We start from the raw sequence: 16,259 nt of genomic DNA, 5'->3' as shown, positions 1-16,259 counted from the left end.
TGTTATGTGATTTCGATTAAAAATTTTATAGAAACCGCTTAAAGTGAGTTAAAAAATAATGATATTGACCACTATTCGGCGGATGAAAAATGACAAAGAGGAGGATGGGAAATGTCAACAAAATATAAAGAAAAAGAAATTATCACTAATTTCCCTTATGCGTTTCAAACCATTGAAAACACTTGGATTGTTTTAAAGGATGGAACTAGACTTTCAAGTCGTATCTGGTTGCCTGAAGGTAGGGAAGGGCAAAAAGTACCTGCCATTTTAGAGTACATTCCTTACAGAAAAACAGACGGTACAAGGGCAAGAGATGAACCGATGCATGGTTATTTTGCCGGGAACGGTTATGCAGTTGTCAGAGTGGATATGAGAGGTTCGGGAGAATCAGATGGTCTGCTAAGGGATGAATACTTACAGCAAGAACAAGATGATGCTCTGGAAGTTATTGATTGGATCTCAAAGCAAAATTGGTGTGATGGAAATATCGGTATGATGGGTAAATCATGGGGGGGGTTTAATTCTCTTCAGGTTGCAGCCAGAAGACCCAAAAATTTAAAAGCATTTATAACACTCGGGTTTACCGATGACCGGTATAACAATGATATCCACTATAAAGGCGGTTGCCTCTTAAATGATAATTTCTGGTGGGGGGCCATTATGCTAGCCTATCAGGTGCGTCCACTTGACCCTCATATTGTTGGGGATAGCTGGCGTGAAAAATGGCTGGAAAGATTAGAGGAAATGCCTTTATGGATGGCGCAATGGATGGAGCACCAAACGAGAGATGCTTATTGGAAGCATGGTTCAGTTTGTGAAAATTATGATGACATTGAAGTTCCGGTTCTAGCCATCGATGGTTGGGAAGATTCTTATACGAATACCGTATTAAGTTTAATGAAAGGGCTTTCAGTTCCTAGGAAGGGGATTATTGGTCCTTGGGCACACGTATACCCTCATGATGGAGTTCCAGGACCGGCAATGGGCTTTTTGCAAGAAGCTGTTAAATGGTGGGACCATTGGCTAAAAGGAAAAGAGAACGATGCGATGGATGGACCGATGGTGAATGTATGGCTTGAGGAAAGTATGCCTCCTTCTTCCATTAAACCAGTAAGTAAAGGAGAGTGGGTTGGACTCGGTTCCTGGCCATCAAATGAAGTACTAACGCAAACTTATCAATTGACTCATGGTAAATTGCTAGAAGAAAGAGATGAAACAGAAGAGCGAGTGTTATTAAAAACACCTTTAAATCACGGCCTTTTATCAGGTGAATGGATGGGTGCCGGAGTACCGGGTGAAAGTCCGTCAGACCAACGATTGGATGATGGTATGGCGATGGTATTTGAAGGGGATGTCTTAGAAAGCCCATTAGAAATAGTTGGTTATCCAAGATTTGAAGTACAAATGACAAGTGACAAACCAAAGGCAATGCTTTTCGCACAACTATCAGATGTGGCACCAGATGGAGCCGTTACCCGTGTTTCTTATGGAGTAATGAATTTAACCCATTTAAATGGACATGATCAAGTAGACTTGTTAACCCCTGGTGAAAAGGTAAATGCATTTGTTAATTTAGACTGTTGCGGGCATAAATTTAAAGCCGGGCACCGGGTACGTTTATCTATTGCAACAACTTTTTGGCCAATGTTTTGGCCAATGCCTGAGGATGCAACACTTACTCTGAATCTTGAGACTGCAAAGTTTTCATTACCAATCTTTAAAGGAAGCCGGGTATCTGGACCGAATATGAGTCCTCAAAGCGCGCCATTAACTCCGACAACTATGCTTTCAGAGGGAAGAGTCGATCGTTCTATTACATACGATATTTTAACGGATACATGGACTTGCATAACCGATGGTGTTGGAGGGGTATTTGGTGAAGGGGTCTATCGCTTTGATGACATCGATGTTACGGTTGAACACAATTTGAGGCGAGAGCTGACATTAAATAATGCTAATCCTCTTTCCGCGAAATATACAATTTGTCAAAAAATGAGAATTGGCCGTGAGGGTTGGTGGATTGACGCTGACATTACCGTTACGCAAACTTCTGATGCAGAAAACTTTATGATTGTTGGGGAAATGGATGTTAAAGAAAACGACCGACCGGCATTTCATAAGAATTGGGATCAAAAGATTGAACGTTTAGGTCTTTAAAAAGCCAGAGATTGGGGAGAAAAGAGATGAAGGGTAAATTAAGGAAAAATATACCTACTCTAGTCATTTTAATCATTGCAGGTGAAATGATTTATACATTGCCTTATTTTCGAAACTATTATTATGATGTATTTTTAAATGCCTTTCACTTAACCAATACACAAATGGGTACGCTTGGCAGTGCATATGGAGTTTGCTGTTTGATTTCCTATATCTTTGGAGGGTATGTGGCTGATCGATGGAGAACGAAGCACTTGTTGTCACTATCCTTACTTGCGACAGGGATTCTAGGCTTTACTTTACTATTGTATCCCCCTTACCCTGTGTTGCTGCTAATCTATGCAGCTTGGGGTATAACATCCATCATGACCTTTTGGGTAGCGTTAATAAAAGCCGTCCGTTCGTTAGCATCTGAAAATGAACAAGGAAAAGCATTCGGCTTTTTTGAAGGCGGACGGGGTGCCGCCAAAGTTATCGAATCTGCTTTAGTATTAGGACTCTTCGCCTTTTTAGCAAAGCAACTGAGTGACAAGCTGGCATTGTCCTCTGTGATTATTTTCTATTCCGTGATGTGTATTCTTTTAGGAATCATGATTATGTTACTTTATAAGGAGCCTGAGGGTAACAACAGTAGTGATGAAATAAAAGAAAAGGCAAATAAAAAATTTGATTGGGCAATACTTTTGAGGATTCTCAAAATGCCAACAACCTGGTTGGCAGCCATTCTTATTTTAACGTCTTATGCGATGATAAATAGTTTCTATTATATTACGCCTTATGCAACGGCCGCCTTTGGTGCTTCAACAATAATAGCCGCTGCTTTGGGTTACTTTTCACAATATTGTCGCCCAATCGGAAGTTTTGGCTCTGGCATTATCGGGGATCGAATTGGTATTTCAAATATGGTCATAATTGGCTATTGTGTCCTGGCAATCGGTTTAGCTTCTCTCATCTTATTACCCGGAAAGCCTTCTTTCATCTTATTACTGTTAGTTTTCATAGCAATTATTTATATATCAATGTATGCATTACAGGCAACGCACTTCGCTATTTTGGTGGAAGGAGACTATCCTGTCGAAACAACAGGAACAGTTGCCATGCCCTTGATGATTATTGGATATAGCGGAGAGATCTTTATGCCGATTGTTGCAGGTGCTTGTTTGGACCACTGGAGTGGTACAGATGGTTATAAGGTATTATTTGCGATTTTATTAGGCTTGACGATTGTTGGGTTGATTACGGCTATAATTTGGCAAAGAGTAACGAAAGAAAAACGAAAAGAAATTGCGCTTCTGAAGAGAGAAATGAAAGCCAGTTAGCAAAAACAAGAGGATTAAAAGGTTGCCAAGTGATAGAATAATGAGATGGGGTTTTCTTAAGATCCCCAAAAATGTAAAGAAGCTGGCGATAAACGTTTTGTTTTTTGCCAGCTTTTTATTTTTATACGTTTCTATTGCACGCTAATGTTCTTTCTGCTTCCATGCCATAGTTTGGTATAATTTATCCATCGGCACTTTATTGATTAGCACGCCACGATAAAATATAGATAAGAAAACAGAAAGATTTGTTTTATAGGGTTCAGTGATTGAAATGGACCTATATCTTTTTAAAAATGTGAGGGGAATGGATATGAAAAAAAAAGAAATACAAATGGGCCGCATGTGGAAATACTTTGTGGACGCAACAGCTGAAATTATCGAAGAAGAAGGTTTAGAGAATGTAACAATAAGGAAAGTTGCGGATAAAGCGGGCTATAATAGCGCAACCATTTATAACTATTTTTCTGAGGTCTCCCATTTGATTTTTTTCGCTTCAATGAAATTCCTGAAATGCTACACTGATGAGGTAGCTGTTTATATTGAAAAAGGAAAAGATCCAATTGAAAAGTACTTATTAGCATGGGAATGTTTTTGTAATCACTCTTTTCAGCAACCACAAATTTTCCATGCGGTTTTTATCATGGACCTAGCTGATCAACCTGAAAAGCTGCTCGAAGACTATTATAAAATCTATCCTTCTGATTTGATTAACATTCCTGAAGAATTAAAGACTATCCTATTCGAACGTAATGTGTCAAAAAGAGGGCGATCCTTTTTAGAAATTGCACTAAGAGAGGGCTACATTAAAGAGGAAAACGTTGATGCGATTAATGAATTGACCATTTTAGTATGGCAGGGAATGTTTACAAATATTTTAAATAATCGCAAAAGTTACGATTTCCAAACGGCTGCAAAAATCACCATGAACTATATAACAGAGATTGTACAAAACGCAAATCTATTTCATTTCAATAAATGGGATCATGCCAATCAGCAGTAGCATTCTCTTGCCATCCTTCAGACACATACAAATTTACGATATATTTGTTTTCGCAGCGACATCGAAAAAAGCACAGAGATTTAGGATTATACAAGATGATTGACCTTTTTAAAAATATCATTTAGGAATCTCTTTAGAGGTTCTTTTTTTGTTCATAATTAAAAATTTTATAGGGCTGACCCTAAAAACGTTTTAGTTTAATAGAATATAATCCATTTGATTATGTAAGAATGGAAATTAAAATGTTAAATATAAAAATTTATATAGGCAAGGCAAAGAACAGGTGGAACAGTTTCACAGTAGGGATAATCGTTGCTACTCTTTTTTTATGAAGCAAAAGTCATGTTAGTTCAGCAATGCTGTTTGATCTTTGTTCAACAATTGGTGCAGCCTAATGATTTTTAGAGAAAAATACCCCATTTTTATTTAATACCTATATAAAATTCAGAATATTTAGTATAATATATTTAAATTGGTACGGACATCATGACGTTATGAAACTTTTTCAACAGCATTTAGGAGGGGGGCTCTTTCAGATTGTTTAAATGAAATATTTCTTAGAACATCATCGGTGTATATGGCATAAATCAAGAGGTGTTATGGATAGGATCTTAAAACAGAAAAGGGGTTTTTTCTTGAAAAGAAATTTTTTAAGTAAAAGAAATTTGTTTATCTTCTCCCTAGTTTTTGTGCTTGCATTAGTAGGCTTTTCTTCAGGTACACTTCCAGGCCACCTTGATTCTCTTGCAGCTGACACTGTTTACTTTAACGGAAAAGTTATCACCATGGACAAAGATGCTACCAATGCCGAAGCCGTAGCAGTCAAGGACGGAAAAATCATTGCCGTTGGTTCAAATAAGGAAATTGGTAAGTTAAAGGGACGGCACACAAAAGTCGTTGATTTAATGAATAAAGTGTTATTGCCGGGATTCTATGATGCCCACAGTCATTTTCCGAGCTCCGGAATGGATGGGACTGTTCAAGTTAATTTAAATAGTCCACCGGTAGGTCCTATTAAAAATATTGATGATCTGATCATTGCCTTGAAAGATCGAGCTATGGAAACCCACGAAGGTGAATGGATACTCGGGCGAGGGTACGATCAGACACTTTTAGCGGAAGGGCGTCACCCGACACGTGAAAATCTGGATAAGGTATCAACGGAGCATCCAATCTATATCGGACATACTTCCGGACATTTGGCAGTTGCTAATAGTGTTGCGCTTAAATTGGCAGGAATTACAAAAGATACTCCTGATCCATCTGGTGGGGTAATCGTAAGAGACCCAAAGACAGGAGAACCGACTGGGGTATTAGAGGAATCTGCTATAGGTCTTGTAAGCAAGCATATTCCTGTTGTTACAGAAGAGGAAAATCTTACAGCGTTTAAAAAGGCAGTCCAGGATTATATTTCAAAAGGTGTAACGACCTCGATTATAGCTGGGGCGAATAAACAGGGTCTTATTGATTTACAAAGATATCAGAAGCAAGGTTTGCTGCCGTTAAGGGTTACAGCCATGGGTGCCGGGTTTGGTGGAGCTATAACCCCTGGTGAATTAGGCGGTATTGTAACAGGTTTCGGCAGTGATATGCTGAAGCTTGGCCCAGTGAAGCTGTCCCATGATGGATCCATTCAAGGGTACACCGGCTATTTAAGTAAACCGTACCACGTGCCTCCGGGAGATGATCCGAATTATCGGGGATATCCGGCGACAAGTCGAGAGGAATTAACGAAGCGAGTAGTGGATTTGCATAGGGCTGGGTACCAAATTGCGATCCATGGTAACGGAGACGCAGCGATTGATGATATTCTTTACGCCTTCCGTACTGCCCAGGAGGAGTATCCGCGTAAGGATGCCCGTCATCGTATTGAGCATGCCCAAATGGCTAGAATAGATCAATTGGATGAAATGAAGAAACTGGGTGTTACACCATCATATTTTGTTTCCCATACCTTCTTTTGGGGCGATCAGCACAGGGATATATTCATGGGGCCTGAGCGGGCCGCTATGATGAGCCCTCTTAAATCTTCCATTGATCGTGGTATTAAATTTAGCATTCATCTTGATTCCCATATTACCCCAATGGACCCGCTGCAGGCAGTATGGTCTGCTGTTAACCGGACTTCAAGAAGCGGCAAGGTGATTGGTCCGGAGCAAAGAATCACGCCATTAGAGGCACTTCGCGCAGTAACAAGTGATGCAGCATGGCAAAACTTCGAAGAAAATGAAAAAGGCTCAATCGAAAAAGGGAAATTTGCGGACTTTGTTGTTCTGGAAGAAAATCCGTTAAAAATTGACCCTATAAAAATCAAAGAAATCAAAGTACTTAAGACAATAGTGAACGATAAGGTTATCTATGAAAATTAAATGAAGGATAGGATGCACGGGACGGTTCTGCTGCTTCATTCACTTGCTGGTGAAGCACAAGAAACCGTCTCTTTGCTTCCTGCTTGCCCAGCAAGCCGTTAATTTGCCAGTGGCGAAAGTACAACCCGAGTAAATGCCAAGACGCTCGCTCGATAATGACAGTCAACTGGTGGAGAAATCCTAAGGTTGAAGCCCTTTGACTGTTGTGTGCTTATTCAAGAAAAGGACGGGATTCTTTAATAGAATCGCTTATCCTAATGAACTTAACGGGTACTTTAGCATAGAATCAGAGCTGTCTTTAAGGCAGCTCTTTCTTTATGCAAATATCGGTGCGGTTTAGTGCAATAAGGACTTTAGATGGCTATATAAAACAAGTGAACCAGGTATTTTTCTAAAAAATCGTGGATTTAAAAGCAAACGATTTTTTTACATAGGCTGCACACCTTTTCCACGATAACCTTGGTTTCCTATCCCCGAATGTAAGGCGTTGTGAATGATAAAAATGAATAAATATATTCCCTTTTTTAAAAAGTGGTTTACAACCATTCGTTTTGTTGGTAAGATTTGTTTTAATAAATAATTTGAAAAATTCAGTTATTTATCGTTTTAAAACAGAAAATTTTAAAACTAAAAGGAGAGGTAAATAAAATGGAGGCAATTGATTACAATTTAAAGCCGAAAGTAAAAAAATTCCTGGAGGGATTTATCGGTCTTTATATTAATGGAGAATACGTACCAGCGGTTAGTGGAGAAACATTCGATGTCATTAACCCTGCTAATGAAGAAGTGATTGCACAAGTTAGCGAAGCACAAACTGAAGATATCGATATTGCCGTACGAGCTGCAAGAAAAGCATTCGATGAAGGTGAATGGTCAGAAATGAAAGCGGCTACACGATCGCATCTTCTTTATAAGTTCGCAGATCTTTTGGAAGAAAACCGTGAAGAGCTTGCGCAACTTGAGTCCCTTGATAACGGTAAGCCATATAAAGTTGCATTAACAGATGATGTTGATGGGTCAATCCAACACTTCAGGTATTACTCTGGTTTCGCAACGAAAATCCAAGGAAAAACGACACAAGTATCGCCGGAATATGTGAATTACACTGTGCATGAACCTGCTGGGGTTGTAGGCCAGATCATTCCTTGGAACTTTCCTCTTTTGATGGCTGCCTGGAAGCTGGGATCTGCTCTGGCAGTTGGCTGTACAGTGGTTATTAAACCAGCAAGTGAAACACCACTTTCTTTACTCTATATAGCAAAACTGTTCAAAGAAGCTGGTTTTCCGGACGGCGTAGTTAACATCACTCCTGGCTCTGGCAGAGTTGCTGGGGAAGCGATTATCACTCATAAAATGGTGGACAAATTGTCGTTCACTGGATCAACAGCCGTCGGAAAAGAAGTCATGAAGAAAGCTGCAGATCAAATCAAAGGAGTCACCCTCGAACTAGGTGGTAAATCACCGGCAATCATCCTGGAGGATGCCAACCTAGAAGAAGCGATTGAAGGGGCATTCAATGGCACGATGTACAACCATGGACAAAACTGTAGTGCTTGCACACGTATCTATGTTCATCGTAAACATTATGAACAGGTTGTGCAGGCATTGGCAGAACGTGTGAACACGTTGAAACTTGGCCCGGGAATGGCTCCGGAAACAGATATGGGTCCCCTCGTATCGGCAAAACAGCAACAAACTGTTCTTGACTACATCGAGCAAGGAAAAAGGGAAGGCGCACGGCTTGTTACGGGAGACAAAAAGGCATTTAATAAAGGCTATTTCGTTCAACCAGCGATTTTTGCGGATGTAGAAGATGACATGGCCATAGCCCGTGAAGAAATCTTTGGTCCAGTAATGTCGGTTTTGGTTTTTGATACTGTTGAAGAAGTTATTAAAAGAGCAAATGATAGTGATTATGGTTTAGCAGCTAGTATTTGGACAGAAAATATCAAAACCGGTCACTATATTTCCCGTAAACTACAAGCCGGTACAGTTTGGATTAATGATGTTGGTCTTGAATGGGAGTCAATGCCGTTCGGCGGTTACAAACAATCTGGCATTGGACGCGAAATGGGCGGAGAGTATGGCTTGGAGAACTACACGGAAGTGAAAAGTGTATATGTGAATATTAAGCAAAAGTAGACGGTGGATTTTTGAATCATGCAAATCCGTGATAGCTACACACCTATATAGATAGATGCAGTTTTTCCAAGTGTTTTATCAAGTATAAGAAATCAATTGATAGGTTTTCTGTTTAATTAACATTTATGAGGAGGATAATTATGTATAAACCTTTTGGAATGATTCCAGCTTTGCCAACACCTATGAATGAGGATAACAGTATTGATTATAAGGGGCTTGAAAAGCTAATAGAACATTTGATAGATGGAGGAATGAACTGTCTTTTAGTGGGAGGAAGTACTGGAGAATACTCACTAATGAGCATGGAAGAACGAAAAGAAGTAATTAAATTTGTGTGTGAAACATCAAACGGCAGATTACCTGTCATGGCGGGTACAGGATGCCATCGAACAGAAGATACAATTGAACTTACTAAATACGCAGCTGAAGTTGGTGCAGATTGTGCCTTGGTCATTAATCCTTATTATATGACAACTAGCAGACAAGGAATCATTGATCATTACAAGGCAGTAGCGGAAAACTCTAGCATTGGAATTGTAATCTATCATTATCCAGATGCTACAGGCGTTGAACTTGATCCGGAATTAATTAATGAAATAAGTCAAATAGATGGAATTGTGGGTATTAAAAATACTGCTGACGGACAGCATACCTCTAAGCTTATTGCATTGACAAAAGACAATCCGAACTTCGCGGTCCTAACTGGATTTGAGCATTTGATCTTACCTACATTGGCACTAGGGGGACATGGTGCTATTGGAGTAGTCCACAACTTGGCTCCGAAAAAAATAGCGAAACTATATGATTTGATCGTAAATGAAAACAATTTAAAAGAAGCGACTAAATTAAATCAGGAATTGCTAGTTTTATATAATGCTATTGAAGAAGAAACGATTCCAGGAACAGTAAAGGCAGGCTTGGAAGCACTAGGATTATCAGGAGGATCAAGCAGATTACCGTTAGTGCCAGCTTCCGAAAAGTTCAAATCAAAAATTGAATCAGTATTAAATGAATTAGGGGAACTAGGAGTGAAACAACATTAAATAAATTAGGAGAATATAAATCCACTAGGGATGGGAGGAAATCCAATGAAAGATGTAATTATAATAGGCGGTGGACTTGCTGGTTTGTCCGCTGCCTGGCGCCTTAAACACCATGATATTTTACTTTTAGAATCAGATGATCGTATTGGTGGGCGTGTACGATCTGAACGCCGGGGGGATTATTGGTTAAATTGGGGCGGACATCTATATGCCGGAGCTGGTTCGGCTACAGATGAATTATTTCAATCTGTAGGAATAACTGCATTACCTGTACCAGGAATTTTAACTGCAATGTCTTTGAATGGGAAATTGCTTTTAGATGGACCAGTTGAACTGTATCCATTTAGGGCCCCTATGGCATGGAAAGCTAGACTTGCCATGATACGTGCAGGTGCCAAAGTGCGTGCAGCTGTTATCAAGTATGGCAAAGTAGCAAAAAAACGTCCGGGAGAGGACTATAGGGTTCGGCAACAAAGAATTTTAGAATTTATGGGTGATCAAACCTTCGCCGAATTTACTGGTAAATTACCACCAGATGCAGATGCAATTTTTAGACCTACAGTTAGCCGTTCGACTGGCAGTCCCGAAACAATGACTGCAGGATCAGGTGTAGGATATTTCCACACTGTATGGAACAAAGATGATGGGTTAGGGAGAAATATTGTCGGGGGAGCATCAACGCTTACGAACACGATTGCAACAACATTAGATGAACGTGCTCAACTGAATGCAAAAGTTTCAGAAGTTCTTCAGAAAGAAGACTCTGTTGTCGTACACTATACTCAAAATGGCGTGAAGTATGTGGTGGAAGCACGTTATGCAGTCCTCGCGACTCCTGCCACAATTACAAAAAATATAGCGAAAAACATTGATCCGGAAATCGCAGACGCTCTTGGCAAGGTTAAATATGGTCCACATGTTAGTGCAGCATTTTTAACAAATGAAACAGGACCTCAAGTTTGGGATAATGTATATTCTTTTGCTACGCCTAAAAGGTCGTTTGACATTATTCTTCATCAATCTAATCTAGTCCGTTCAATAGAAACTGAGAGACAGCCAGGTAGTAGTCTTATGACATTTTCACCGGGGGAAAGTGGGCGGCGGCTAATGGATAAATCTAATGAGGAAATCATTCAAATATATTTGAATGATTTAAATGAAATATTTCCTGGTTTTAGTGATCATGTAGTGGAGGCTCAAGTGGAAAAATTTCCATTCGGATCAGCTTATATTTTTCCAGGTCGTGCAGAAATACAACCAGCTTTAACAAAATCTGCGGGTCGATTGTTCTTAGCAGGTGATTATTTAGGCTCCTATTATACGGAAACAGCTATTCAAACAGGATTCACTGCAGCCCAGAGTATTAATAGCTTCCTGGATTTCGAGCTTCTTGCATCCCAAAAAGAGAAGAAATTCAAGACTGTGGCTTCTAATTAATTACCAGTATTGATGAGAGAATCAATTAAATTACGGCTAAATCTTCGTCCGTTCATTCGCCGGAATTCCTTTTCTTGCTCTTGAGACAGAAAAGGAGTCTTTCCCGGTGCGTATTCCCGGTGAAGCCCCGTTCTGGTTACACTTCTTGGCACACTCGGAAATTGTCAATTGAAGGTATTATAAATATTTAACCATTTTAAATGCATCCACTTCTTTATCCATTCTTTCAGGAGCAGTATGGACTGAAAAAGGTCGTTGTTAAATCCAACGTGACTTCTATTAAATCCAGTCTTACGATATGTCGAAAGTGATGCGCAAAATGCAAGCGCTATCTTTTTGGCAAAGGTATATTTCGCTATTAGGAACAGATGAATCGAAATAAAAACTATTAGTAATAATTGGGAGGGAATTTATGAATAAAGTCCGGACTATGGAAGATCTTCCTTTAAGTGGATTCCATTTTAAAATGTTTGCCTACGCCAGTGGGAGTACTTTCATCGATGGGTATATTATCGGAATTATTGCGGTAGCACTTTCTGCCATGCAGTCCCAATTCGATATGTCTTTAACCATGATGGGGCTGATTGGGATGGCAACTCTTGCGGGGATGTTTGCTGGTGGTGTAATAGGGGGCTATCTAACTGACCTCATTGGCCGGAAGAAGATGTTTCTCATCGATATGCTTATCATGGCTATTGTATCAATCCTTCAGTTTTTTATCAACGATCCCATACAGTTAGTCATTTTACGATTTATTTTAGGTGTTGCAATCGGTGCGGATTACCCTATTGCAGGAGCCTTGATGGCGGAATTTTCTCCGAAAAAAAATCGTGGTTCCTTGCTTGGAGGGCTTAATGGACTTTGGTATGTCGGTTACGCCATTTCCTATTTGGTCGGTTTCTTATTGCTGTCCGTAGGTGACACGAGCTGGAGATGGATGCTTTTAAGCAGTGCTGTTCCAGTAATCCTCATGCTTATCGCACGTTTAAATATGCCAGAATCCCCTCTTTGGCTGGCTAGCAAAGGAAGACAAAAAGAAGCAAACGCTATTGTTCGGAAAATATTCGGGGATCATGTCGTCATGTCAAATGAGCCAGAGACCAAGGAGAAAACCACCTTTCTCGAAATGTTTCGAAATGGTTATGGAAAATGGATATTTTTCGTGTCAGCTTTTTGGTCGCTTCAAGTTATTCCGACATTTGGAATAGGGACCTATATCCCTGAGATCCTTGCACAATTTGGTTTTGCTAATGGAACGAGGGAATATCTGGGGTCGGCAGTCATTAATATCGTCTATCTTGTCGGCTTGATTCCTGCCCTTTATTTAATCGAAAAATTCGGAAGAAGACCTACACTCATTGTTCCGTTTTTTGTATCTGCCATCTCTTTATTCGTACTGGGAGCAACCTCTGGATTGAATACATCGTTTGTTTTTATCCTGGTTCTCTTTATCATATATGGAACGTTCAATACTGCGATGGGAGCTCATGATTGGATCTATCCGAACGAGCTTTTCCCAACCCATATCCGTGGTACGGCAATGGGCTTTATCACGGGAGTAACCCGTATCGCCTCTGCCATTGGTACGTTTTTCTTCCCCTTCATTTTAGAGAATTATGGGTTGGCAGCTACGTTGTATATTTGTGGGGCTTTGTTTTTCATTGGATTCTTAGTCTCCCTCTTCATGGCTCCGGAAACAAAAAATATGAGTTTAACGCAAACCAGCTCCATCAACAAATCGGGAAACAAAAGACAAGACGGCTACGCAACGAAAAAATACATTAATTAGAAAAGGGAAACTTTTTAGAACAGCGAAAACTAGAGTTAGTTTTAAATGATTCGGTTTGACCCGGCTAGTGGTAAAGTGACTGGCCGGACTCATACTATTTATGGGAAAAGATTTACAACTGGAATGTCAGCCAAGCATTGCGGGAAGCTCAGTACAGGGAGGCCTTCCTATTGGATGAATCGTTACGGGGGATACCTAGCTGATTCCTGCTAAATAAAACAAACGAAATCCTAGACTTGGGTTGGTCGGCCGTGAATAATTTTCGAAAAATTGCTATTATTATACTGAATAGTTTTGATTGCACTCAATATGGCACGTTTGATGCTTGTGCAGCGAATCATATCCACCTAATGGGAAAATGTGGGTTGTTGATTTAGCTGTAGCTTATAACATTCTAAATTGGTTTATTGAGTGGACAACATATCCATTATCATGAACAGAAGGAGGAGGGGGATCAGGACTCATCATGACATTTGGCTCTGCTTCCCGTTCAAAAAAATCTCTGCATCTATTAAAACCACCAGTCATCTTCCGCTTAGACGGATAGGTGGCTTTAAATTTGAAGTTCCATTTATGGTGCCGAACTCCAGAAGATGGAGATGTTGTCTTGCTTTAACCTGGTGCATTAATACAAAATGGAAGCTCAACATTATGATGAATAGGAGGTGAATGATATGAAAAAATTGTCGGGCCTGAGAGTTTACTTCATTACAATTGCTGGTGCGGTATGTTGGGGGCTTATTGGTTTATTTATTGCCCCATTGTATGCCCGCGGCTTCACGGCTTGGGACGTAGTAGCCATTCGGGGTGTTTTTACTTTTGTTATCTTAATTCTAATAACGGCAGTTTTTTATCGTGATCAGTTACGTACCAGATTAAAAGATCATATATTTTTCGCTGGTGCAGGAATCTTTAGTATCGCCTTATTTAATTTTTTTTACTTTGAAGTTTTTTCTCAATCGAGTTTATCCCTTGCCGTAACACTTTTATATACGGGTCCCTTGTTTGTAACCGTCCTTTCTCGGATCTTTTTTAAAGAGCCCTTGACCTTTCGTAAAGGCGTGGCACTTGCTCTTGCTATTACAGGTTGCGCATTTGTCGTAGGTCTAGTGCCGGCCGGCCAAGAAAGTATACCTATGAAAACCTTGTTAATGGGGATTCTATCTGGATTTTGTTATGCGTTGTACAGTATTTTCAGTAAACCTGTAACGAAACGGTATTCTGCATTGACAATTACAACGTACACATTTTTTTATACGAGCATTTTCATGTTATTGACAAGTGACATAATAAGAAAGACAGATCAATTTCAATATGCGGATGTTTGGATGTCAGCGTTGTTGTTAGCGTCAGTATCAACGGTTGCAGCTTTTGTTTTGTACACATCAGGACTAAAGTATTTGGAAGCCAGTAAGGCATCCATTTTAGCAACGATAGAACCGATCGTCGCAGTGGTAACCGGAGTACTCTTTCTGGGGGAACATCTGCGGGGATGGCAGGTGTTAGGGATTGCATTGGTTTTGTATTCAGCAATCCTTGTCGCAGGGGGACGGTCTAAAGTTAAGAAAAGCCTTTGATATACAATGAAGGGTTTCAATCTCAATCTTCTTTTAATGATTCTAGGATACATAAATCGTATTTAAAATCTCCATTCTTACATCTTATTTAATCAGGCAGCATTGAAGGCAAGAACCCGTTAATCCACCGGGCTCATGCTTTTTAATTTCTCTTTGATTCGTCTGTGAATTGCAGTTATGAATAGGATCATCGGAGGGTCATTCGATATTGTAAGAACCCAAATTAAAATAGGAGAAAACCAAGAAGAGAATGCATAAATAACAAACACATTTGGTTATTATACTAATCTAATAACCAAATGCCTCCTCGCCAAACTCCCGTAAGAACCACTTTAATTTTTCCATATACATATCCATTCCACTGACTGCCTCACCCTATAAAAAATAGGCTAATCAGGTGAACTGATTAACTTTATATTCGAACCGGCGCCATTCAGAAGTGTCCTTTTTGAATCCGGCCATTTTCTTGAATATAAGATATAATGGACCCAAGGTGGATCAATTTTGACGGATAATCTACATATTGAAGGTGAAAGGGGATTTAAATGAGCTTATACGATCAGACAACAATAATTAATAAAATAGTCGATATTAAAGATTCTTTACCAAAAAAACAAAGACAGTTATGCGATTATATTCTGAAAAATTACCAGTCAATAGGATTGATAACAATTAAAGAGCTTGCCAATAATGCCAATATTGGAATTTCAACTGTTGTGCGTACGATAGAAGCCTTGGGATATGAAAATTTTAATGACTTACGAAAAGATATCTATGATGAAGCGGTGCCTTCCGTCTCAAAGTGGACATTGAAGAAGTCCTTTACAGAAATAAAAAAAGAAGGGGGGAAGGTCCCGACTTTAGTGCAAGTTTGGAAAGAATCAGTTAATTTATTAGACAAATCATTAGATTCTACTTTAATGGAAAATTTCGAAAATGCAGTTGATTGCATTATGAAATCAAGTTATATCAATGTTTTGGGTACCCGGCCGTATAAAGCAACTGCATTATATTTCGAACTGTTGCTTGGGGAGTTCTATCCTAAGATAAGGCAGCTGGGCCATGATACGGAAGTGATTTATGACAGAATCTTGCAATTTGAAAAGGATGAAACTTTAGTGGTTTTTGCATTCGAACCCTACACTAATCGAATTATCGAAGCAGTTAAGCTGACCTATGAACTAGACAATAAAATTATATTGATAACAGATCATATCTCATGTCCAATTATTTCATATGCGTCTGTAACGTTGAAAGTAGAGGTTAGTGAAGAACAATTTTCAGTAATACCTATAATTGCCTTAATAGATGCATTGGTAATTGAAATTGGTAAGCGGTCATCAGAAGAATCGATTAAAAAGCTGAAAAGGCTTGAAAAAACACTTATAGAAAAGAATATAACGTTTACTTATTAAAACTAAGAAAA

General features: G+C 39.4%; 10 protein-coding genes. All 10 read left to right on the top strand.

Going from position 1 to position 16,259, the window contains the following annotated elements; all coding sequences use genetic code 11:
• Positions 1-111 precede the first annotated feature (111 nt).
• A complete protein-coding gene (locus ACQKNS_RS25545) occupies positions 112-2,157 on the top strand; it encodes a CocE/NonD family hydrolase (protein WP_427646028.1) in 2,046 nt (681 codons plus the stop codon).
• A 26-nt stretch (positions 2,158-2,183) separates the two neighbouring features.
• Entirely contained in the window at positions 2,184-3,476 is a 1,293-nt protein-coding gene (locus ACQKNS_RS25540) for an MFS transporter (protein WP_427646027.1), read from the top strand.
• Between the two features lie 310 nt (positions 3,477-3,786).
• On the top strand, positions 3,787-4,476 hold the full coding sequence (locus ACQKNS_RS25535) for a TetR family transcriptional regulator (RefSeq protein WP_427646026.1): 690 nt from the start codon (positions 3,787-3,789) through the stop codon (positions 4,474-4,476).
• Positions 4,477-5,111: 635 nt separating this feature from the next.
• Positions 5,112-6,845 carry an amidohydrolase gene (locus ACQKNS_RS25530; RefSeq protein ID WP_427646025.1) on the top strand — a complete coding sequence of 578 codons (1,734 nt, stop codon included), beginning with the start codon at positions 5,112-5,114 and terminating at the stop codon, positions 6,843-6,845.
• Positions 6,846-7,493: 648 nt separating this feature from the next.
• Positions 7,494-8,987, top strand: a complete 1,494-nt coding sequence (locus tag ACQKNS_RS25525) for an aldehyde dehydrogenase family protein (protein ID WP_427646024.1) — start codon at positions 7,494-7,496, stop codon at positions 8,985-8,987.
• 140 nt (positions 8,988-9,127) lie between these two features.
• Positions 9,128-10,030 (top strand): 4-hydroxy-tetrahydrodipicolinate synthase, encoded by a 903-nt coding sequence (dapA, locus tag ACQKNS_RS25520; protein WP_427646023.1) that lies wholly within the window; start codon positions 9,128-9,130, stop codon positions 10,028-10,030.
• A 45-nt stretch (positions 10,031-10,075) separates the two neighbouring features.
• On the top strand, positions 10,076-11,467 hold the full coding sequence (locus tag ACQKNS_RS25515; protein WP_427646022.1) for a flavin monoamine oxidase family protein: 1,392 nt from the start codon (positions 10,076-10,078) through the stop codon (positions 11,465-11,467).
• Between the two features lie 412 nt (positions 11,468-11,879).
• Positions 11,880-13,256, top strand: a complete 1,377-nt coding sequence (locus tag ACQKNS_RS25510) for an MFS transporter (RefSeq protein ID WP_427646021.1) — start codon at positions 11,880-11,882, stop codon at positions 13,254-13,256.
• A gap of 674 nt (positions 13,257-13,930) precedes the next feature.
• Positions 13,931-14,833, top strand: a complete 903-nt coding sequence (locus tag ACQKNS_RS25505) for a DMT family transporter (protein ID WP_427646020.1) — start codon at positions 13,931-13,933, stop codon at positions 14,831-14,833.
• 545 nt (positions 14,834-15,378) lie between these two features.
• Positions 15,379-16,248: a MurR/RpiR family transcriptional regulator gene (locus ACQKNS_RS25500; protein WP_427646019.1), complete on the top strand. Its 870-nt coding sequence runs from the start codon at positions 15,379-15,381 to the stop codon at positions 16,246-16,248.
• Positions 16,249-16,259 lie beyond the last annotated feature (11 nt).

Source organism: Peribacillus sp. NPDC094092, from assembly GCF_050279365.1.
Lineage (GTDB): Bacteria > Bacillota > Bacilli > Bacillales > DSM-1321 > Peribacillus.
Note: the sequence above shows the minus strand (reverse complement) of the source record. Positions and strands in the feature narration are given on the sequence as shown.